The sequence below is a fragment of the Rhodanobacter hydrolyticus genome, assembly GCF_044904645.1.
The window spans coordinates 1401025-1419341 of the sequence record NZ_JADIKK010000008.1 but is presented as its reverse complement, the minus strand read 5'-3'; the positions used below and the strand labels follow the sequence as shown (position 1 = coordinate 1419341).

The following is an 18317-nucleotide window of genomic DNA, read 5'->3' as shown; positions in this document are numbered from 1 at the left end:
GATCGAAACCCTGGGGCAATCGCGCACAGGGTGCGCTCCTGCTGAAAGCGGCTTGCAACCTTTTGCCGTCGGGCTGCATCAGATCAGGCGATACCCAACCAGGAGTTCCGCCATGCGTCGCACCGCATTTGCCCTGTTGCTGCTTGCTCCGCTCGCCGTTTACGCCGCCGACGACTGCAAATACCAGGCGCCGCGCAATCTGCAGGTCGACCTCGCCGGCGTGCGTGGCGTGCAGATCGACGTCAACAGCTACGACCTGCACGTGAACGGCGCCCCGGGTGCGAAGCAACTGGTGGTGAACGGTCGCGCCTGCGCCTCCGACCAGTCGTTGCTGGACAAGCTGCAGATCACCCAGCGCCGAGAAGGCGACCAGCTCATCATCGAGCTGGGCGGGGAGAACACCTTCTCGTTCCATCTCTTCGGCAATTACTCCACGAATCTCGAAGCCAACGTGCAACTGCCGCCGGACCTGCCGGTGACGGTGCGTGTGGGCTCGGGCGACGCCAGCGTGAACGGCGTGCAGCAGTTGCACAGTTCGGTGGGTTCGGGCGACCTGCACGTGTCCGGCATTTCCGGCGCGTTCGACACCAGCGTGGGCTCGGGCGACGTGGACGCCAGTGACGTCGGCAGTCTGGAGGCGGGTTCGGTGGGTTCGGGCGACCTGAAGGTCAGCGGCATCCGCGGTGACGCAAGGGTCGGCAGCATCGGTTCCGGCGACGTCACCCTGCGCAACGTGGGCGGCAGCGTGCATGCCGACACGCTGGGTTCGGGCGACCTCGGGGTACACGACGTGGGCGGCGATCTCAGCCTGGGCGCCAAGGGCAGTGGCGACGTCAGCCAGAGCGGCGTGAAGGGGAAGGTCAACGTGCCGCAGGATGACGATTGATCTCTCTGCGCCTTCCTTTTTTCGCAAGGGATTTATTCTTTGCGCCTGGCAAATGACAGAGCGGTTCCGGCGGGCTGGCGGTTGCCGAGCCACGTCTCTTTTGCGTGCCCATAAGGGCATCCTGCGACAGCGCTCTCCATCCACCCCGGGACGGAAAGCGCGTGAGGCGTGGCCGGGTTCTTCCGCCGGGCATCGTGCCAGGTCGAAAAGGCGAGTCCATTCATGGACTCGCCCGCTGCACAGCCTGATCGCCCATGCCTCACCGCCGCATGAGGGCTCAGAAAAAGCAGGGCGCTCCTGGCGTGCAGAAGCAACAACCAGAGCGGAGCCCAGAAAAGCAGGGTGAGGCACCCCACGGCTCTAGTCGTCATTCCTGCGCAGGCCGGAATCCGGGAGCGATCACGCCTGTTCGAGCATCACGGTCACTGGACGACCAGCTTCGCTGTTATGAAGCTCCTCCGGCCTGCGCCGGGATGGCAAGCCAGAAGCAGGGCGACTGCTGCAAGATGCTCCCCTCAGTACCCAGATACGGTGCGGCGTGGCTGCGCTGTCTATCGAGTAAGTTCGCCGTTCGCCACTGCTCCTGCGGTAGCGTGGGCCAGCAGAGAGAAGGAGCTAGGGTACCGGCAAGCGACCGAAACCGCTTTGTCGCTCGCGATAAGCGATCCGGACGGTGCTGGGGAAAGATGCCCCTTACCCCATCCACCGCCAGACCACATACGCCAGCGGCGCCGACATCACTAAAAACGGCACCGACACACGATGAAACAGCCGTAGCCCTTGCGGCTGCTTCGCCAACCGCAAGGCGATCAGGTTGGCGAGCGATCCGATCGCCAGCCCGGCGCCGCCCACGTTCACCGCCACCGCCAGCGCGATGGCATCGTGTGCATGCCCCAGCAACAACACAGTGGCAGGCACATTGCTGATGACCTGGGAAATGGCGATGCCGCTGATGAAAAGCGTCAGCGGACGATCGGGCGCAAGCCGGTCAAGGCCGTGCTGTATCAGTGGCAGGGCAGCGAAATGCCCGAGGCCCAGGAAAATCGCCGCGAACGTGGCCAGCAGCAGCCAGTCGATGCGCCCAAGCACTTGCCGCGCCACCAGCGCGTAGGCCGCAACGAGCGTCACCGCGCCCGTCAGAGCCAGGCCATTCTCCATCGCCAGCACCATCAACCCCAGGGCAAGCAGCGAGCCGGTAGCCAGTCTGGCGCCTACGGGGTGGCCATCCACCAGCGCAGGTTGCAAGGTCATACGGCCTTTGGGCAGCCATGCCAGAGCAAGCACTGCCACCAGCGCAAACAGCACGGTGGCCACGGGCAGCATCGCCAGCGCGAAATGCAGGAACGGCAGTTGCGAGTGCTGCCACAGCAGCAGGTTCTGCGGGTTGCCGATGGGGCTGAGAGTGCTGCCCGCATTTACCGCCAGCGCTTCCAGCACCGCCATGCGCGCCACCGGCAGGTTGGACAGGGTGCCTATCGTCAAGGTCAGCGGCACGATCAGGAACAGGCTCACGTCGTTGGTCAGCACCGTGGCGAGCAGCGCGGTGGTCGTCACCAGCAGCAGGCCCAGTGCACGCAGGCTGTGTACGCGTGCCACCAGTGCGCCCGCGGCATGCTGCACCAGACCGCTGTCACGTATGCCCTGGATCGCGAGCATCAGGCCCAGCAGGCCGCCCAGCGTCGGAACCTGTAGCCAGCGGCGATAGCTCGCCCACGGATGCGGATCGAGCAGCGCCAGCACGAGTGCGAGTGCGCCGAACAGCAACAACAGCCATTCCGATTTCAGCTTGACCCGCAAGCGGCCTATGGCATCGGCAAGCGTCACTCGCGACCCGACTTGTCGTTCTTGCGGCCGCCGGCACCCATCGCGACGCCGATGGCTACGCCCAGGCTGATGCCCAGCGCCAGGTTGTGCATGGCCACGCCGATGCCGCAGCCGATGGCAGTGCCAATGGCGATGCCCGCAAGGAACTTGCGTTGGCGTTCGGGATCGGGTTTGCCGCAGGGATCGTGGTCAGCCATGGAGGGTCCTCGTGAAGTGGGCGGGTGGATCTTCCGCAGTTACGGTGTGAAGGAAGCGCGCATCACCACCCGCTCAAGCCCTCCAGTTCGTACAGCTTCTTCCAGCTGGGCCTTGCGCGCACCAGGTCGGCAAGTTGTTTCAGTGCAGGCCACTCGGTGGCGGGGCGGGGCATGTTGCGCGACCAGCGCATCAGCATGGTGAGCAGCAGGTCGGCACCGGAGAACGTTGCCCCGAGCAGGTAGGGGCCGTCCTTCGCGAGCTGCGCGTCGAGCAGATGCCACACCGCCTCGATTTTCTTCTGCAGGGCAGCGCGAACGTCCGGGGTGTGCTCCGCCATGCCCAGGTCGGCCGGGTAGAACCAGAAGCGGTAGGCGGACATCAGCGTATTGCTGAGATAGACCACCCACTGCAGCCACGCCTCGCGCTCCGGCGTGCCCGATGGCGGAATCAGCTTTGCTTCAGGGTGTCGCTCGGCCAGCATAGTCAGCAGCGCCGCCGATTCGTTGCGGGGCCGGCCATCGATCACCAGCGTGGGCACGATGCCCCGCGGGTTGAGCCTGAGGTATTCGTCGCTGTGCTGCGCGTCACGATCGAAATCGACCAGCCGCAATTCGTAGGGCGCGCCGATTTCCAGCAAGGCCAGATGCACCACCATGCTGGCGGTGCCGGGTGAGTAGTAGAGCGTATACATGGGTTCCCCGCGTCGTGGTGCGAACGCGCCGATGGTGACGGTTGTCCAGAGCCTGTTCAATGTCTCCGCATGATCCGCGTTGCCTCGCATTGGCAGTCAGGTGGTGGCGCGTGGCGCAGCGCCTGCCTGGCGGGTCCAGCCGCGCGCTGCCGCATGGCGGCCAATGCAAGGCAACCCTCCCGGCCGGGTCTGTTTGCGCGCACTCCTGCGTCATCACTCAGGCGTGGACCGGCGTCCACTCCTTCGTTCTTCCTCGGCCTGCGCGCAAACAGCGGACCATGCGGAGACATTGGACAGGCGCTTATCCTTCCCGCAACAGACGCATCGGCGAGGTGCGCACCACCTTGCGCGTGCCCGCCAACCCCAGCAGCATCACCACGAAGGCGCAGCCCAGCGCGCCCAGCATCAATGGCGCGAGCGGCGGCACGAAGTTGTCGATGTGGAACACCGCATGGCCCAGCCACAGGCCCGCGCCCGCGCTGCCCAGAACGGCGGTGAGCCCAGCGATCAGGCCGAGCAGGGCGAATTCGCAGGCAGCTGCCACGCGCAACTGCGCACGACGCGCGCCCAGCGTGCGCAGCAGCGCGGCTTCGTGGCGCCGTTCGGCGGCGCTGGCAGCCAACGAAGCGGCCAGCACCAGCGCACCGGCCAGCAGGCTGAAAGCCAGGATCCAACGCACCGCATCGCCCACCCGGTCGACGATCTGGCGGATGCGCGCCAGCAGGTCATCCACGTCCACCAGGCTGAGGTTGGAGTAGTCGCGCGACAGTTGCGCCATGGCCTGCGCGTGACCTTGCGGCAAGTGGAAGCTGGCCAGCCATGTATGCGGCAACGCCCCCGCGTGTGCAGGGTCGAGCAGCAGGAAGAAGTTGACGCGGAACGAACTCCAGTCCACCTGGCGGAAGCTGGTGACTGTTGCATCGATATGGCCTTCGCCCACGTCGAAGCTCATCGTGTCGCCCAGTTTCAGCGCAAACATGTCGCGCCACATGCGGTCCGCCGAGACTTCGGCTTGCGCCGGCCGCGCTCCGAACCACTGTCCGGAGACCACGCGGTTGGCGGGCGGCAGCGCATCGGCCCACGACAGGCGCAACTGGCGGTCGGCCGATTCCTTCGCACGCGGGTCGGAAAAATGCAGGTCGTCCACCGGCTTGCCGTTGATCGCGGTGAGCTTGCCCACCGCCAGCGGCATCATGTTGAGCTGGTCGGCACCGATGCGCGCGAGTGCGTGGGTGAAGTTGTTGCGCTGCTCGTCCTGCAGGTTCAACGCGAACCAGTTCGGCGTGTCGACGGGCAGTTCGCGACGCCAGCCGTCGAGCAGGGCAGGTGCCACCACCGACAACAGCAGCAGGGCGGTGAGGCCGAGTGCGAGCGCGGTAGCCTGCACCACGCTGAGCCCGCGACGACGTGCCAGCGCGGCAAGGCCAAGCCGCAGGGCGGGATGCGCGCCCGGTGCCACGTGCCGCGCCAGCCACAGCAGCAGGCTCGCCAGCAATGCCGCCACCAACGCCACGCCGGCAAGGCTGGCAGCAAGGATGGCGGCGAGCTTCAGCGAGCCGCTCTGGCTCCAGATCAAGGCCAGCGCCACCAGCGCGGGCAGCAGGTACAAGGCGTCGAAGCGTCGCACGCGGCGCGCGAGGCTTTGGCGGAACACGGCGACGGGTGCCACCTCGGCCAGCCGCAGCAACGGCGGCAATGCGAAGCCGGCCAGCACGGCGAGGCCCATCATGCCGGCACCCAGCACGGGCAACAGCGGCAGCTCGGTGGGAATTCCACCGAACAGCACGCTGGCGAAGTGCCATGCCAGTTGTGCTGCACCCAGGGTGAGTAAGGCGCCGATCAGCGCCGTGGGCAAGGCCAGCGCGGCGAGCGTGAGCAGCAGCAGGCCGAGCACGCGCCGGCGTGGTGTGCCCAGCGCGCGCAGCAGGGCCACTTCGGGAGTCTTGCGCCGCGCGTAGCGCTGCGAGGAGAGCGCAATCGCCACGCCGGCAAGCAGCGCGGCGAGCAGGGAGGTAAGGTGCAGGAAGGCACCTGCGCGGTCGAATGCCGTCCGCATGCGTTCCTGGGTCTGTTCCGGTGTAACCAGTTCCGCGCCCTGCGGTAGGGTTTGCCGTTCTGCCCATGTGCGCCAGCGCTGCACGGCATGCGGTGCGCCGGCCAGCAGCAGGCGATGGTGTGCGCGGCTGCCGATGCCGAGCAGTCCGGACTGTTCTGCGTCGGCCAGGCTCATCAGCGCGCGCGGCGCCAGGGCTACCAGCGCGCCTCCATCGGGCTGCTGTACCAGTTCCGCCGCGATGCGCAGCTCCTTGCCGCCGAGCTGCAATGTATCGCCCGGTTGCAGCGACAGCGCCACCAGGGCGCGATGGTCGAGATATACCGTGCCCACTGCAGGGCCGTGGCCATTGCGCTCGTGTCCAGCAGCAGCCAGCACCAGCTTGCCGCGCAGCGGATAGGCGTCGTCGGTGGCTTCCACGTCGAGCAACTGGCTGTGGCCATGGGCGAAAGCCACGCTGGGGAAGCCGGCGGCGTGGGCGATGGCGAGACCGTCGCGGCGCGCTTCGGCGGCGAAGGCTGGCGGCACGGTCTGTGGCGCCGAGATGCCGATGTCGCCGCCGATCAGCTCCGCCGCGCTGGCGAGGATGCCGCGTTCCACCCGTGCGGCCAGGGTGGCCACCACGCCCATCGCCAGCACCGCCAGCAGCAGGGAGCCGGCCAGGGTGCGCAGTTCGGGCAGCCGCCATTCGCGACGCAGGTTGCGCAAGGCGAGGCGCAGCAGGTTCATGCTCTTGCTTCCGCGACCACGCGACCTTCCTGCAGCTCGATGCGCCGCCCGCAGCGCGCGGCGAGTTGCACGTCGTGGGTGACCAGCACGAGCGTGGTGCGGTGGTCGCGATTGAGCGCAAAGAGCAGGTCGGTGACGTGATGCCCGGTGCGCTGGTCGAGGTTGCCGGTGGGTTCGTCGGCGAACAGCAGGCGCGGGCCGTGGACGAAGGCGCGGGCAATCGCCACACGCTGCTGCTCGCCGCCCGAGAGTTGCGCCGGATAGTGGCGGCGCCGGGCGGCGAGGCCGACGGCCTCCAGTGCCGCGCGTGCCTTGGCACGTGCCTGGGTGTCGCCTTCCAGTTCCAGCGGCAGCATCACGTTTTCCTCCGCGCTGAGCGCAGGCAGCAAGTGGAAGGACTGGAACACGAAACCCACCAGGCGACGGCGCAGGTCGGCGCGGGCTTCCTCGTCCATGCTTTCCAGTGCGTGGTCTGCCAGGCGGATGCTGCCCGTGCTTGGCGTGTCCAGTCCGGCGAGCAGACCGAGCAGGGTGGTCTTGCCCGAGCCCGAGGCGCCCACGATGGCGAAGCTTTCGCCTTCCGCCACCTGCAGGCCGACGCCGTCGAGTATGTCCAGCCGCCCCTCGGGGCCGTGCACCGACTTGCTAACATCGCGCACGTCGAGAACCAACCGGGGCGTATTGCTCATGCGTCGTTTCCTGTGTCTGCTGCTGTTGCTGTTTGTTGGTGCCGCCGCCGTGCAAGCCGCCCCTGCACGTAGCGTGCTGGTGCTGGGCGATTCGCTCTCCGCCGCGCACAACATTGCGACGGAGCAGGGCTGGGTGCATCTGCTGGAAGTCCGTCTGGGCAAGATGGTGCCGCCATGGGCTCTGGTCAATGCCAGCATCAGTGGCGAGACCTCGCTGTCCGGGCGCAATCGCCTGCCGGCACTGCTTGCAACGTATCGCCCCGCCGTGGTGGTGATCGAACTTGGCGCGAACGATGGCTTGCAGGGTCTGCCGCTGGCGCAATTGCGCGATAACCTCGTCGCCATGGTCAGTGCCGCGCAGGCAACGCATGCCCGGGTGCTGCTGCTGGGCATCGAGCTGCCGGTGAACTACGGCCCGCAATACCGCGATGGCCTGCGTGCGATCTATGCCGATCTGGCGAAGCAGAAGCACGTGGGGCTGTTGCCGTTCCTGCTCGATGGCGTGGCTTTGCAACCGGCGCTCATGCAGGACGACGGCCTCCATCCCACCGCCGCCGGCGAGCCGAGGGTGCTGGCCAACGTTTGGGCGGTGCTGCAGCCGTTGCTGAACGGTTGATCGAAGTTTTCACGCAATCATCACCAGATGCCGGCTTAGCTCTTCACATTTGTGAAGCCAAGAGGAGGAAGCGACATGAATGGACACACTGAGCAGACCGGCCTGATCCTGCTGGTGGAAGACAGCCGCCAGATTGCCGAGTCCGTGGGGGCTGCCCTTGAGCACAGCGGCTACTCCGTGGACTACGCGGCCGATGGCCCCAGTGGCCTGCATCTGGCGGTGGCCAGCAGTTACGACGCCATCGTGCTCGACCTCAACCTGCCCGGCATGGACGGCCTCGAAGTCTGCCGCAAGCTGCGCCGCGAGGCGAAGAAAGCCACGCCCGTGCTGATGCTGACCGCGCGCGGCACGCTGGAAGACAAGCTTGCCGGGCTGGAGTCCGGCGCCGACGATTACCTCGTCAAGCCCTTCGAGGTGCGCGAACTGGATGCGCGGCTGCATGCGCTGATCCGCCGTGATCGCCGGCAGGTGTCCTCCGAGGTGTTGCGCGTGGGCGACATGACGCTGGATACCGCCACGTTGCGGCTGACGCGCGCCGGCGAGGAACTCTCCGCGTCACCGATCGGGCTGAAGCTTCTGGCGATCCTGATGCGCGAATCGCCGCGCGTGGTGAGCCGGCGCGACATCGAGCGTGAAATCTGGGGCGACATGCTGCCCGACTCCGACACCCTGCGCTCGCACCTCTACAACCTGCGCCGCGTCATCGACAAACCCTTCGAGCGGCCGTTGCTGCACACCATCCATTCCGCCGGCTACCGGCTTGCGGATCTCGACGCGGAAGTGGCATCGGTGCGCACGGCATGACGCGCGCCGCGGGATCGTTCCGCGGCGCATCCTGACTGACGGTTACTTCTGCAACGACGGGCTGATCGCGAACGCGCAGCCCGTCTTCGCCTTCACCTCGTCCAGCGTCACGCCGTCCTGCAGCTCGATCAGGGTGAGGCCCTTGCCTTTTTCCACCTCGAACACGGCGAGGTCGGTGATGACGAGATCCACGCATTCCTTGCCGGTGACGGGCAGGTCGCACTGGTCCTTGATCTTGGGCGAGCCGTCCTTCGCGCAGTGCTCCATCAGCACCACCACGCGGCGCACGCCGCTGACCAGATCCATCGCGCCGCCGGGGCCCTTCACCATCTTGCCCGGCACCATCCAGTTGGCGAGGTCGCCGGTGACCGACACTTCCATGCCGCCCAGGATGGCCAGGTCGATGTGGCCGCCGCGGATCATCGCGAACGATTCGGCGCTGGAGAAGAAGCTGGAGCCGGCCAGGGTGGTGACGGTCTGCTTGCCCGCGTTGATCAGGTCGGGGTCGATCTGCGCCTCGGTGGGGAAGGGGCCGATACCGAGCAGGCCGTTCTCCGACTGCAGCACCACGTCCATGCCTTCGGGGATGTAGTTGGCCACCAGCGTAGGGATGCCGATGCCGAGGTTCACGTAGAAGCCGTCGCGCAGCTCCTTCGCGGCGCGCTGCGCCAGCGCGGTGCGCATCGGGCTTTCCTTGCCGGTGTTGGCGCCGGCGATGGTGCGGAACTCGATGCGCTTCTCATACGACGGTCCCTGGACGATGCGGTCGACGTAGATGCCCGGCACGTGGATGTTGTTCGGGTCCAGCGTGCCGACATCCACCAGTTCCTCCACCTCGGCCACGCAGACCTTGCCGCAGGTGGCGATCATCGGGTTGAAGTTGCGCGCCGTCTCGCGGAACACGAGGTTGCCGAGGCGGTCGCCCTTCCACGCCTTGACGATGGAGACGTCGGCGCGGATGGCTTCCTCCAGCACGTATTCCTTGCCGTCGAACACCTTGGTCTCCTTGCCTTCGGCCAGCTGGGTGCCGAACGCGGTGCGCGTGTAGAAGCCGGGGATGCCCGCGCCGCCGGCGCGCAGCTTCTCGGCCAGGGTGCCCTGCGGCACCAGGTGCAGCTCCAGTTCGCCGGCCAGTACCTGGCGCTCGAATTCCTTGTTCTCGCCCACATAGGAGGCGTACACCCGTTTCACCTGCCGCGTCTTGAGCAGCGGGCCCATGCCGAAGTCGTCCACGCCGGCATTGTTGCCGACGATGGTGAGGCCCTTGGTGCCGGCCGCGAGCAGAGCGGCGATCAGGTTCTCCGGGATACCGCACAGGCCGAAGCCACCGGCCGCGATCGTCATGTTGTCGAACAGCAGGCCGTCGAGCGCCTGGGCCGCCGTTGCGTGAACCTTGTCCATTGCCGTGCCTTCGTGCAGGGAAATCAGCTGCCAAGGATACGACGGAATGTCGCTCCGCCGTTTTGTACGAGGTTTCGGGCGCTTGACGATTGTCATTTACGCATGTAAACATAAATCCACTTACATGCGTAAACGGTGATGCCATGGCAGTCAGCGAAGCCGAAGCGGTGGTAATGGAGGTGCTGTGGCGTGCGGCGCCGCGCAGCGCCGAGGAGATCCTCGCCGAGGTCGGGCCGGCGCAGGACTGGCAGGAGGGTACGGTGAAATCCCTGCTCAACCGCCTGCTGAAGAAGAAGGCGGTGAAGGCCGAGCGCGATGGCCGCCGCTATCTCTACACGCCGCTGCTGAGTCGTGAGAAGTACGTGTCGCAGGAGAGCAAGGGCCTGCTCGACCGCCTGTTCGACGGCCGCGTGGCGCCACTGGTGGCGCACTTCAGCGAGCAGCGCAAGCTGACCAAGAAGGATGTCGCCGAACTGCGCAAGCTGCTCAAGGAGCTCGACGATGAGTGACCTTCCATTGCCGGGCATTGAGTCGTTGACGATGACCTGGGCCGCGCACGGCTGGTTGGCGCTGCTGGCGTTCACCGCAGCGGTGCTGGTCGTCGCCGCGTTGCGCAAGCCGTGTCGCCGCTGGTTCGGCGCGGAGCGCGCCTTCCAGCTGTGGCTGCTGCCGCCACTGGCCTTGCTGACCAGCCAGTTGCCGCATGTCACCGCATCGCCGGTGCAACTGCCGCCGCTGGTGTACACGATCACCTCGGCGGTCGGCGCAGCGGCGCCGCATGCGGACGTCACGGGTAGTTTCGACTGGCGCGCTACCGCCTTGCCGCTGTGGTTGGCGGGCGTCGCCGTCGCGTTTGGGTTCGCTGTCGTGGCGCAGCGCCGTTACCGCGAGCGCTTGCACGGCGCCACACCGATGGCAGAAGTGTCGACATCCCGGCCGGTAGTGCGTGCTGCGAGCGCCGGCGTCGGCCCGGCCTTGGTTGGTGTGTGGCGCAGCCGCATCGTGCTGCCCGCGGATTTCCGCCAGCGCTACGACGCCACCGAGCAGGCGCTGATCCTTGCCCACGAGACCATGCACGCGCGCCGTGGCGATGGCTGGTGGTGTCTGCTTGCGCAGATGTTCGTTGCACTGCTGTGGTGCCATCCGCTGGCATGGTGGGCGCTTGTCGCGCTGCGCCATGACCAGGAGCTGGCCTGCGATGCCGCGGTGCTGCGCGAGCACGGCACGCAGCGCCGCAGCTATGCGAATGCGATGTTGAAAACCCAGTCGGCTGCGTTCGCGTTGCCGGTGGGCTGCACCTGGTCCCCTCGTCACCCACTTACGGAGCGTATCGCCATGCTGAAACTGCCCCCACCAAATCGTCAGCGTCGCCACACCGGCATTATTGCCATCTGCGGGCTGACGATGGCCGTGGCCGGTTCCGTCTATGCCGCCAGTACCCCGGTGAAAGGCGCGGAAGACAGCGCGAAAGCGACCACCGTGTACCAGTTGAACTTGAAGGTGGAGCAAAACGCGGACGATGGGCATGCCAGCCAACCCGAAGGCATGTCGGTGGAGCTGTGCATGGCGCCAGGCAAGACCGGCACGGTGGCCAATCGTGATCATGGCTGGCAAATCGATGCCACGCCGTCGCCTGAAGGCGGCAATCGGCTTCGTATCGACGTGGCAGTGATGGTGGCTGGGAAGCTGGTGGCTAAGCACCGGATGGATGCCAAACTTGGCGAACTGGCACATGTGACTGACAAAGGGCCGGATGGCGTTCACGACTACACCATCGAGGTGACTTCGTTGGCTGGCTGTCCGGCGCGCGTGGCCGCTGAAGCTTCTCCGGCCAGGGTCACCGAGCACGCCAAGAATGCTTCAGTACGCGTGGTGGCGGAGGCGGTGGCGGCCGCAGCGGCCTGGACGCTCGTGAATCCGGATGCATTGGGCAATGGCTCCGTCACGTTGTCGTTCAAGGACATGCCTGCAGGAACGGCCATGCAGCGACTGGCTGATCTCGCCGGCATGAAGCCGATATTCGAGAGCAAGCAGGTGCGCTTCGAACCCAAGTGACGGAAACGGCTCGCTATACTTCCCCCGTTGTCCTCAGGGAAAGAGCTCCGTGAAGCCGCGTTACCTGTTGCCTGTCCTTGCCGCTCTCGGCGTCAGCGCGATGAGTCACGCCGCCGTGCCGCCCGTGCTGGTGATCCACGGCGGTGCCGGTGTCATCAAGCGTGATCTCACTCCTGCAAAGGAGAAGGCGATACGTGCGGCGCTGACCAAGGCCTTGCAGGACGGATACGCGCAACTCAAGGCGGGCAAGAGCGCGGTGGACGCGGTGAGCACCGCGATCGTGGTGCTGGAGGACGACTCGGACTTCAACGCCGGCAAAGGTGCGGTGTTCACCCACGACGGCAGGAACGAGCTGGACGCCGCGATCATGGACGGCGACAGCCAGGTCGCCGGTGCGGTGGCCGGCGTCATGCGCATCAAGAACCCGATCCTGCTGGCCCGTGCGGTGATGGAAAGGACGCCGTACGTGATGCTCTCCGGCACCGGCGCCGAGGCGTTCGCGCAGAGCATCGGCATGCCGCTGGTCGATCCCTCGTATTTTCGCACCCAGGAACGCTGGCAGCAGTTGCAGAAGGCGCTCAAGGAAGATGCGGCCGGCAAGTCGCACGAGGACGAGGAGACGGCCAGACACTTCGGCACCGTGGGAGCGGTGGCACTGGATGCCCAGGGCCATCTGGCGGCCGGCACGTCCACCGGCGGCATGACCGACAAACGCTGGGGGCGCATCGGCGATTCGCCGATCATCGGCGCGGGTACCTATGCGAACAGCGACTGCGCGGTGTCGGGCACCGGCTGGGGCGAGTACTACATCCGCACCGTGGCGGCGCATGCGATCTGCATGCAGGTGAGCGAGATGCGCGTGCCGATCAAGCGTGCCGCGGCGGTGGTCATCAACCAGGATATCCCTGCGCTGGGCGGCAACGGCGGCGCCATCGCGCTGGACGTACACGGCGACATCGCCATCCCGTTCAATACCGACGGCATGTACCGTGGCTGGATCGATGCCAGCGGCGTGCCGCACGTGGCGATCTATGGCGACGAGGATGACGGCACTTCCGCGCCCCCGGCGCCGGCACCGGCCGACAGCACGGACGATCCCGACGAACAGCCGTAGGAGCGCACTTTGTGCGCGGCTTTTTTTGTGCCAAGCCGGAGTCATGGCAATCGCAAGCAGAGCAGGGCGGCGCGAAGCATCCGCGGCTTTGCCCGCCATTCCTGGTGTAGGCCAGATAGGCACGCATTGCGCACTATGCTCGCAGGGCGGCCGCACGAGCGCGTGGCGTAGCGAGTCGTCCAGTAGCGATCACGCGTGCTCAAGCCATACAGTCACGGGATGACGAGCTTCGCTGTTGCGAGGCACCTCCGGCCTTCGCCGGAATGATGGATACGGGAGATCCTCAGTATCTCGGATACGGCGCGGCGTGGCTGCACTGTCTATCGCGTAGCAGGGAGTGGTTCTAGACCCTCGACGCGGCCGGCTTCTGGTCCCGACGGATTGAGCCAGGCCGTTCCTCTTTGCCTCTCTTGACTCCAGGCGTTCTGCTCTCAGCCTCAGGGTTCGACTTCGCTGTTCGCCACGGCTCCTGCGGTGGCTAGATCGGCAGAGGGAAGGAACCCGGCCCCTGACGGTCGACCGGAGCCGCCCTGTTCCTTGTGACGGCGGAAGCAGTCTTCTCTACTCCGACAAGCCGGGAGCGGTGGAAAGCTGGAAGCTTTGAACAAGGTATTACGGAAGTCCCTGCAACTGCGCCGCGGTGATCTCGCCGCTGATACCTTGCCGGGTGCCATCGGAACGGATGATCTCGGTGCGTGGCGTCTCGCCGCCCCAGTCGGGATCGATCAGGAAATCCAGGCGCTCAGGCGAGCCCTCGACATAGGCCAGGGCCGGATAGGCTTCCATGTGCGCGGCCTTGAGGCGCGCTTCGAGAGCGGCGCCCTGCGCTACATCGTCGGTAGCCACGGTGACAAGTTCGATGTCATGCGGATGCGTGCGCTGCCATTTAGCCAGCGTCTGCATGTTCGCCTCGCAATAGGCGCAGTCCAGCGACCAGATCGCGAGGATGCGCATGCCGTGAGCGGGCGGTTTGAGCAGCGCAGGAACATCGGCGGCGGAAAGCGGCACAAGTTTGCCGGCGCGCGCGAAGGCGGGCAGCGCCAGCAGGAGCAGGGCGACGAAGAGGGTGCGACGCATCAGCGCGCCCCGCTGGAAACCAGGCGGAAGCCGTCTGCAGTGTTCCATGCGATGAAGGCTTGATCGTGCCACACCAGCAGTTGCGGTGAACCCGTCGCGGCGACGGACGTGGCGACGGCACGCGGGGCGTCGAAGTGTAGGCCGCCATCGGTGGACACGCGCAATATCAGCGCATAGCCATTCGCAGCTACCTGGTTCCATGCCAGCCACACGGTCTTGCCGCGCACGGCCACGTCGGCATGGCTGGCGCCGGGGCCGGCGAGTTTCAGCACGTGCTGCGGTGGGTGGCCTGGATCGAGCTGGCCATACCAGATTGCGGGGCCGTGGCTGGCTTCGTACCACACGGCGTGGCGTGTGCCGTCTTCGCCGACGGCGAGGCCGGGGCCTTGTTCCGGGCAGGCGGCGATGTGCCAGTTGCTGAAGGTGGTGCGTGCGGCATGTACGGGACCATCGTTGGTGGGTAGGAGGGCGTAGGCATGGTCGCGGATGTTGTCGCCGAATACGCCACGGAAGAGCGCGGCAATTCCGCCGTCCGGCGTGCGTGCCAGCGCGATGCGGCAGCATTCGCAGCTGTTGTCCATCACCTTGCGCTCGGGCACGAAGGTCCGACCTTCGTCGCTCGACCAGCTGTAGTACACGGCGGCGCCAAGGTAAGGCTCGCCTCGCGCCTTCGCTGCTTCAAGATCGCGCTTGTCGATCCATGCGAGCAGTACACGGCCTTGCCCGTCCACCGCCAGGGCATCGAAGCGATGGGTGATTTCGGCCGTGTCGTGGTGCACGGTGAGCGGCGCGGAAAAATGCGCGCCATCGTCCAGCGAACGGGCAAAGCGCACGAAGCCGGTCCACGGCTTCGCGCGCGGCTGCGACCAGCTCACGTACAACTCGCCTTTGGGGCCGAACGCGATCTTTGGCCGGTTCTCGCCGGAGTCATAGATCGGCTCGGCGACGGCATTGACGTCCACGGGCAGGCTCAGCGTCCTGCCCAGATCGTCGGAGCGGCGCAGCCGCACATGGCCGTTCGCGGCATCCACCACCCACAGGCGGCCATGCGCGTCGAACGAGGCGCTGGCGCCGAGTGCGGGGCCGCCGGCCATGGCCATGCCGGGCATGTCGTGGGCGACGGCCGTGAAGGAAAGCAGGCAGAGCAGGATGGTGATCAGGTTGCGCATGATGGATCGGGTGGTTGGGTTTGTCGGCAACGCTGCACGGCTATAGCTCCCAGCGCAGCTCGCCAAACCACGTGCGGCCGGCGTAGGGATGGTAGACCCAGTAGTGCTCGTTGGTGAGATTGTCCACGCCCAGCGACGCTGTCCATTGTGGCGCGAAGCGCCAGCGCAGCTTCGCATCGACCACGGTGAAGCTGCTGACGGCACCATAGGTGTCGATGGTGTCGCTGTTGTTCAGGTTGCTGTACTGGCGGCCGGAACGGCGCACGCCCAGCGAGGCGTCCCAGCCGGGCGCGAAGCGGTAGTCGGCGAACACGGTGGCGCGCAGGCGCGGGATACGCGGGAAATCCTTGCCGTCGGCTACCGGGTATTGCTGGTCGCGCAGGGTGATCGCCTGGTTCCACGCGGCGCTGGCGCTGATGTCCAGTCCGGGTGTCCAGACGTCCGTGAGCACCAGCTCGCCTTCGATGCCGCGTGTGCGCACGCTGTCTATGTTCTGCACGCTGGTGACCGGCACGGGCAAGGTGATGTCGGTCTGCGTGTAGAGGGTGTCGGCCACGCGATCCTGATACAGCGACACACGCCAGTGACCCTGCGGCAATGTGCGGATCAGGCTGAGATCGGTGGACCAGTCGCGTTCCGGTTGCAGGTTCGGGTCGTTGTTGACGATGGCGCCGTTCGAGATCGAGCCCTGGAACAGCTCTTCCACGGTGGGATAGCGCACGGCCTTGCCGAAGGACAGGCGAAGTTGCCAGTCCTCGGCGACGTCCCAGTTCAGCGAAGACTTGGGCGAGAAGTCGCTGCGCTGGCGCGTGGGGTAGGCGAGCACGCTGCTGGCGTTGGCGAGCAGGCCATCGTACGCACGCCACTGTTCCCAGCGCAGGCCGGCGGTGAGCGACCAGGCCTGGGCGAAGCTCCACACGTCCTGCAGGTAGAGCGCGCGCGTCTGCGTGCGGCCGGCGTAGGTGCTGATCGGTGCGCCGTCGGCCGGGCCCAGCCAGTCGCTGGCGGCTTGCACGTGCGAGTCGAGCACGTAGCGGTCGAGGTGCGCGCCGGCGTACAGCATGTTCGCGTCGCCTAGCGGGCCGGAGCTGCGCAAATCGAAGGTGCTCCAGCCGGAGCCGCCCATGTCGGCCACCGAACCGGGGCCGCCATAGGCGCTGGTCGGCGATGCGGCCGCGGCATCGTGTTGCAGGTCGTGCTGGTAATCGTAGTGGCTGGCCACGGCTTCCCAGCGCCAGTCGTTGTCGAAACGGCCGTCGAGCTCGGCGCCGTACAGCACGTGGGTCTGCTCGTAGGAACTCGGCGCAAGGCCGCTGGCGGGCAGGCTCCAGAGCTGACCGTCGGCGAGGATGCTGCCGGTGTAGACCGGCTGGCCGGCGGCGTTGCGGATCAGGCTGCGGGTGGCGTCGAAGGCATCGTTGTGCCACCAGCCGAGAGTGAACAGCGCATTGACGTGATCGGTGATGTCCACGCCCAGTTGCAGGTTGGCCTGGGTCTGTCTGGTGTGTTCGATGGTGTTGGCGCCATAGACCAGCCGCGGCGTGCCGTTGGGGTTGCGGTCCAGCGTGGCGCCGTCCACCGGCACCGCACCGGCCGCATTGCCGCCGGCCTGCGCGGTGGCGTACTGCATCGGCTGGCCGTGATTGTCGAGCTGGTTGAGCGAAAGCAGCCAGCGCCAGCGGCCCTGTCTGTCGCCGAGCACGCCGGCGAGGCGATGGCCGTCGTAGTGGCCACCCGCACCGTAGTGGTCGCCGTAGTCCTGGCTGAAATATTGCGAATCGACGCTGGCGATCAGCTTGTCGGGCAGGCGGGTGTGGATCAGTACCGTGACGCCCATCGAGTTGCCGGGGTACAGCGCGGAATAGGGGCCGTACAACACGTCCACCGCGCCGATTTCCTCGGCAGGCACCATGCCCCAGCGCGGCGCGCCGTCCCAGCCATTGTCCATCAGGTCGGAGAGCAGCAGGCCGTCGGCGTAGAGCAGGCTGCGCGCACTCTGCAGGGTGCCGCTGTCGCGGCCGCTGAGGGTGGCGTTGGGGTCGCCGATGTAGCGTTCGCGCACCTGCAGGTTGGGCGCGTAGCGCACCACGTCGGTGCTGCCGACGATGTTCTGTTGCTGCAGCTGCTTGCGGTCGATGTGCACCTTCACGCTGGGCGTGTCGATCACTGCACTGTCGCTGGCGTGCACCTGCACGGGCGTCAGGGTGGTGGTTTGCGGCGGATCGCCGGCAAAAACCGTTGTGCTTGCGGCGCACAGCAGCAGGGCGATGGAAAGTCGTGGGTTCAAGCGAAACTCTGGACCAGGGTCGAGGCTTGCGAGCTTAGACGCCTTTCATGACGGCGCCAGACGGCGTGTTGTCGCAGTCGCTGGCCATGCGGAGATATTGAGCAGACTCTCAGTCGTTGTCGCTGGGTCGTTCGCGCACCGGGTGCTTGCCCAGCTTGCGTTGCAGGGTACGGCGGTGCATACCGAGCTGGCGCGCGGTTTCCGAGATGTTGCCGTCGCACTCGGTGAGCACACGCTGGATGTGTTCCCACTCCAGCCGGCGCAGTGCCAGTGGCACCTCGGGGGCTTCGGGCAGGGCTTCGTCGTCGCCATCCGCATGGCCATCGATGTCGAGCAGGGCACGTACCACGGCATCGGCATCCACCGGCTTGGCGAGGTAGTCGTGCGCGCCGCGCTTGATCGCCTCCACCGCCGTGGCGATGGAGGCATAGCCGGTGAGCAGCAGGATGCGCATGTCCGGTACAAGCGCGTGCAATTCCGGGATCAGCCGCAGGCCGTTCTCGTCGCCCAGTTTCAAGTCGAGCACGCAATAGCGCGGCAGGCGATGGCGCGCCTGCGCGCGCGCGTCGCCTGGGGTGGTGGTCGCGATCACCTCGAAGCCGCGCGAGGTCAATGCGCGGCTCAGCACGCGAACGAAGGTGGCGTCGTCGTCCACCAGCAGCAGCGGACGCACGGCGGCGGACGAGGTTGGCTCATTCATGTGCGTATTTTCGTCGCAGGCAGC

Annotated in this window: 16 protein-coding genes; 6 read left to right on the top strand and 10 right to left on the bottom strand. The window is 66.5% G+C overall.

Going from position 1 to position 18317, the window contains the following annotated elements:
* Positions 1 to 112 precede the first annotated feature (112 nt).
* Entirely contained in the window at positions 113 to 886 is a 774-nt protein-coding gene (locus tag ISP25_RS09125; protein WP_192154152.1) for a DUF4097 family beta strand repeat-containing protein, read from the top strand.
* Between the two features lie 693 nt (positions 887 to 1579).
* Here ISP25_RS09125 and ISP25_RS09120 read toward each other — a convergent pair.
* The 5 genes from ISP25_RS09120 to ISP25_RS09100 form a co-directional block, all read right to left on the bottom strand.
* The gene (locus ISP25_RS09120) at positions 1580 to 2710 is read right to left on the bottom strand and encodes an SLC13 family permease (RefSeq protein WP_404613344.1); all 1131 of its coding nucleotides are present in this window, start codon (positions 2708 to 2710) and stop codon (positions 1580 to 1582) included.
* Complete coding sequence (locus ISP25_RS09115; RefSeq protein WP_404613342.1) at positions 2707 to 2907, bottom strand: hypothetical protein; 201 nt, start codon at positions 2905 to 2907, stop codon at positions 2707 to 2709. Before ISP25_RS09115 ends, ISP25_RS09120 begins: the two co-directional genes overlap by 4 nt.
* A gap of 62 nt (positions 2908 to 2969) precedes the next feature.
* Positions 2970 to 3599, bottom strand: a complete 630-nt coding sequence (locus tag ISP25_RS09110) for a glutathione S-transferase family protein (RefSeq protein ID WP_404613340.1) — start codon at positions 3597 to 3599, stop codon at positions 2970 to 2972.
* A 301-nt stretch (positions 3600 to 3900) separates the two neighbouring features.
* Positions 3901 to 6381, bottom strand: coding sequence for an ABC transporter permease (locus ISP25_RS09105; protein WP_404613338.1), 2481 nt, complete (start codon positions 6379 to 6381; stop codon positions 3901 to 3903).
* Positions 6378 to 7070, bottom strand: a complete 693-nt coding sequence (locus tag ISP25_RS09100) for an ABC transporter ATP-binding protein (protein WP_192154160.1) — start codon at positions 7068 to 7070, stop codon at positions 6378 to 6380. The genes ISP25_RS09105 and ISP25_RS09100 overlap by 4 nt, the downstream gene beginning before the upstream one ends.
* Here ISP25_RS09100 and ISP25_RS09095 point away from each other — a divergent pair.
* Together ISP25_RS09095 and ISP25_RS09090 are read left to right on the top strand one after the other, a co-directional pair.
* Complete coding sequence (locus tag ISP25_RS09095) at positions 7069 to 7686, top strand: arylesterase (RefSeq protein ID WP_404613336.1); 618 nt, start codon at positions 7069 to 7071, stop codon at positions 7684 to 7686. The two genes, ISP25_RS09100 and ISP25_RS09095, sit on opposite strands and share 2 nt — an antisense overlap.
* 75 nt (positions 7687 to 7761) lie before the next feature.
* Positions 7762 to 8490 carry a response regulator transcription factor gene (locus ISP25_RS09090; protein ID WP_192154164.1) on the top strand — a complete coding sequence of 243 codons (729 nt, stop codon included), beginning with the start codon at positions 7762 to 7764 and terminating at the stop codon, positions 8488 to 8490.
* 42 nt (positions 8491 to 8532) lie between these two features.
* On the opposite strand, the gene ISP25_RS09085 is transcribed toward ISP25_RS09090, so the two are convergent.
* Entirely contained in the window at positions 8533 to 9891 is a 1359-nt protein-coding gene (locus ISP25_RS09085; RefSeq protein WP_192154165.1) for a 3-oxoacid CoA-transferase, read from the bottom strand.
* A gap of 143 nt (positions 9892 to 10034) precedes the next feature.
* Between ISP25_RS09085 and ISP25_RS09080 the strand changes: the two genes are divergently transcribed.
* Genes ISP25_RS09080 through ISP25_RS09070 form a run of 3 tightly spaced genes read left to right on the top strand, consistent with a single transcriptional unit; the run spans position 10035 to position 13060 of the window.
* Positions 10035 to 10400, top strand: coding sequence for a BlaI/MecI/CopY family transcriptional regulator (locus ISP25_RS09080; protein WP_367855803.1), 366 nt, complete (start codon positions 10035 to 10037; stop codon positions 10398 to 10400).
* Positions 10393 to 11946, top strand: coding sequence for a M56 family metallopeptidase (locus ISP25_RS09075; RefSeq protein ID WP_404613334.1), 1554 nt, complete (start codon positions 10393 to 10395; stop codon positions 11944 to 11946). The genes ISP25_RS09080 and ISP25_RS09075 overlap by 8 nt, the downstream gene beginning before the upstream one ends.
* Before the next feature lie 49 nt (positions 11947 to 11995).
* Positions 11996 to 13060, top strand: a complete 1065-nt coding sequence (locus ISP25_RS09070; RefSeq protein ID WP_404613332.1) for an isoaspartyl peptidase/L-asparaginase family protein — start codon at positions 11996 to 11998, stop codon at positions 13058 to 13060.
* A gap of 612 nt (positions 13061 to 13672) precedes the next feature.
* On the opposite strand, the gene ISP25_RS09065 is transcribed toward ISP25_RS09070, so the two are convergent.
* The 4 genes from ISP25_RS09065 to ISP25_RS09050 form a co-directional block, all read right to left on the bottom strand.
* The gene (locus tag ISP25_RS09065; protein ID WP_192154171.1) at positions 13673 to 14137 is read right to left on the bottom strand and encodes a thioredoxin domain-containing protein; all 465 of its coding nucleotides are present in this window, start codon (positions 14135 to 14137) and stop codon (positions 13673 to 13675) included.
* A complete protein-coding gene (locus ISP25_RS09060; RefSeq protein ID WP_404613330.1) occupies positions 14137 to 15306 on the bottom strand; it encodes a sialidase family protein in 1170 nt (389 codons plus the stop codon). The genes ISP25_RS09065 and ISP25_RS09060 overlap by 1 nt, the downstream gene beginning before the upstream one ends.
* A gap of 40 nt (positions 15307 to 15346) precedes the next feature.
* A complete protein-coding gene (locus ISP25_RS09055; protein WP_404613328.1) occupies positions 15347 to 17593 on the bottom strand; it encodes a TonB-dependent receptor in 2247 nt (748 codons plus the stop codon).
* Between the two features lie 109 nt (positions 17594 to 17702).
* On the bottom strand, positions 17703 to 18293 hold the full coding sequence (locus ISP25_RS09050) for a response regulator transcription factor (RefSeq protein WP_192154176.1): 591 nt from the start codon (positions 18291 to 18293) through the stop codon (positions 17703 to 17705).
* Positions 18294 to 18317: the final 24 nt, after the last annotated feature.

What these genes read in the sequence shown, in the direction of transcription:
- ISP25_RS09050 (WP_192154176.1), bottom strand. Translation starts at nt 18,293, where the DNA reads ATGAATGAGCCAACCTCGTCCGCCGCCGTGCGTCCGCTGCTGCTGGTG.
- ISP25_RS09105 (WP_404613338.1), bottom strand. Translation starts at nt 6,381, where the DNA reads ATGAACCTGCTGCGCCTCGCCTTGCGCAACCTGCGTCGCGAATGGCGG.
- ISP25_RS09125 (WP_192154152.1), top strand. Translation starts at nt 113, where the DNA reads ATGCGTCGCACCGCATTTGCCCTGTTGCTGCTTGCTCCGCTCGCCGTT.
- ISP25_RS09095 (WP_404613336.1), top strand. Translation starts at nt 7,069, where the DNA reads ATGCGTCGTTTCCTGTGTCTGCTGCTGTTGCTGTTTGTTGGTGCCGCC.
- ISP25_RS09115 (WP_404613342.1), bottom strand. Translation starts at nt 2,907, where the DNA reads ATGGCTGACCACGATCCCTGCGGCAAACCCGATCCCGAACGCCAACGC.
- ISP25_RS09110 (WP_404613340.1), bottom strand. Translation starts at nt 3,599, where the DNA reads ATGTATACGCTCTACTACTCACCCGGCACCGCCAGCATGGTGGTGCAT.
- ISP25_RS09065 (WP_192154171.1), bottom strand. Translation starts at nt 14,137, where the DNA reads ATGCGTCGCACCCTCTTCGTCGCCCTGCTCCTGCTGGCGCTGCCCGCC.
- ISP25_RS09060 (WP_404613330.1), bottom strand. Translation starts at nt 15,306, where the DNA reads ATGCGCAACCTGATCACCATCCTGCTCTGCCTGCTTTCCTTCACGGCC.
- ISP25_RS09100 (WP_192154160.1), bottom strand. Translation starts at nt 7,070, where the DNA reads ATGAGCAATACGCCCCGGTTGGTTCTCGACGTGCGCGATGTTAGCAAG.
- ISP25_RS09080 (WP_367855803.1), top strand. Translation starts at nt 10,035, where the DNA reads ATGGCAGTCAGCGAAGCCGAAGCGGTGGTAATGGAGGTGCTGTGGCGT.
- ISP25_RS09075 (WP_404613334.1), top strand. Translation starts at nt 10,393, where the DNA reads ATGAGTGACCTTCCATTGCCGGGCATTGAGTCGTTGACGATGACCTGG.
- ISP25_RS09090 (WP_192154164.1), top strand. Translation starts at nt 7,762, where the DNA reads ATGAATGGACACACTGAGCAGACCGGCCTGATCCTGCTGGTGGAAGAC.
- ISP25_RS09085 (WP_192154165.1), bottom strand. Translation starts at nt 9,891, where the DNA reads ATGGACAAGGTTCACGCAACGGCGGCCCAGGCGCTCGACGGCCTGCTG.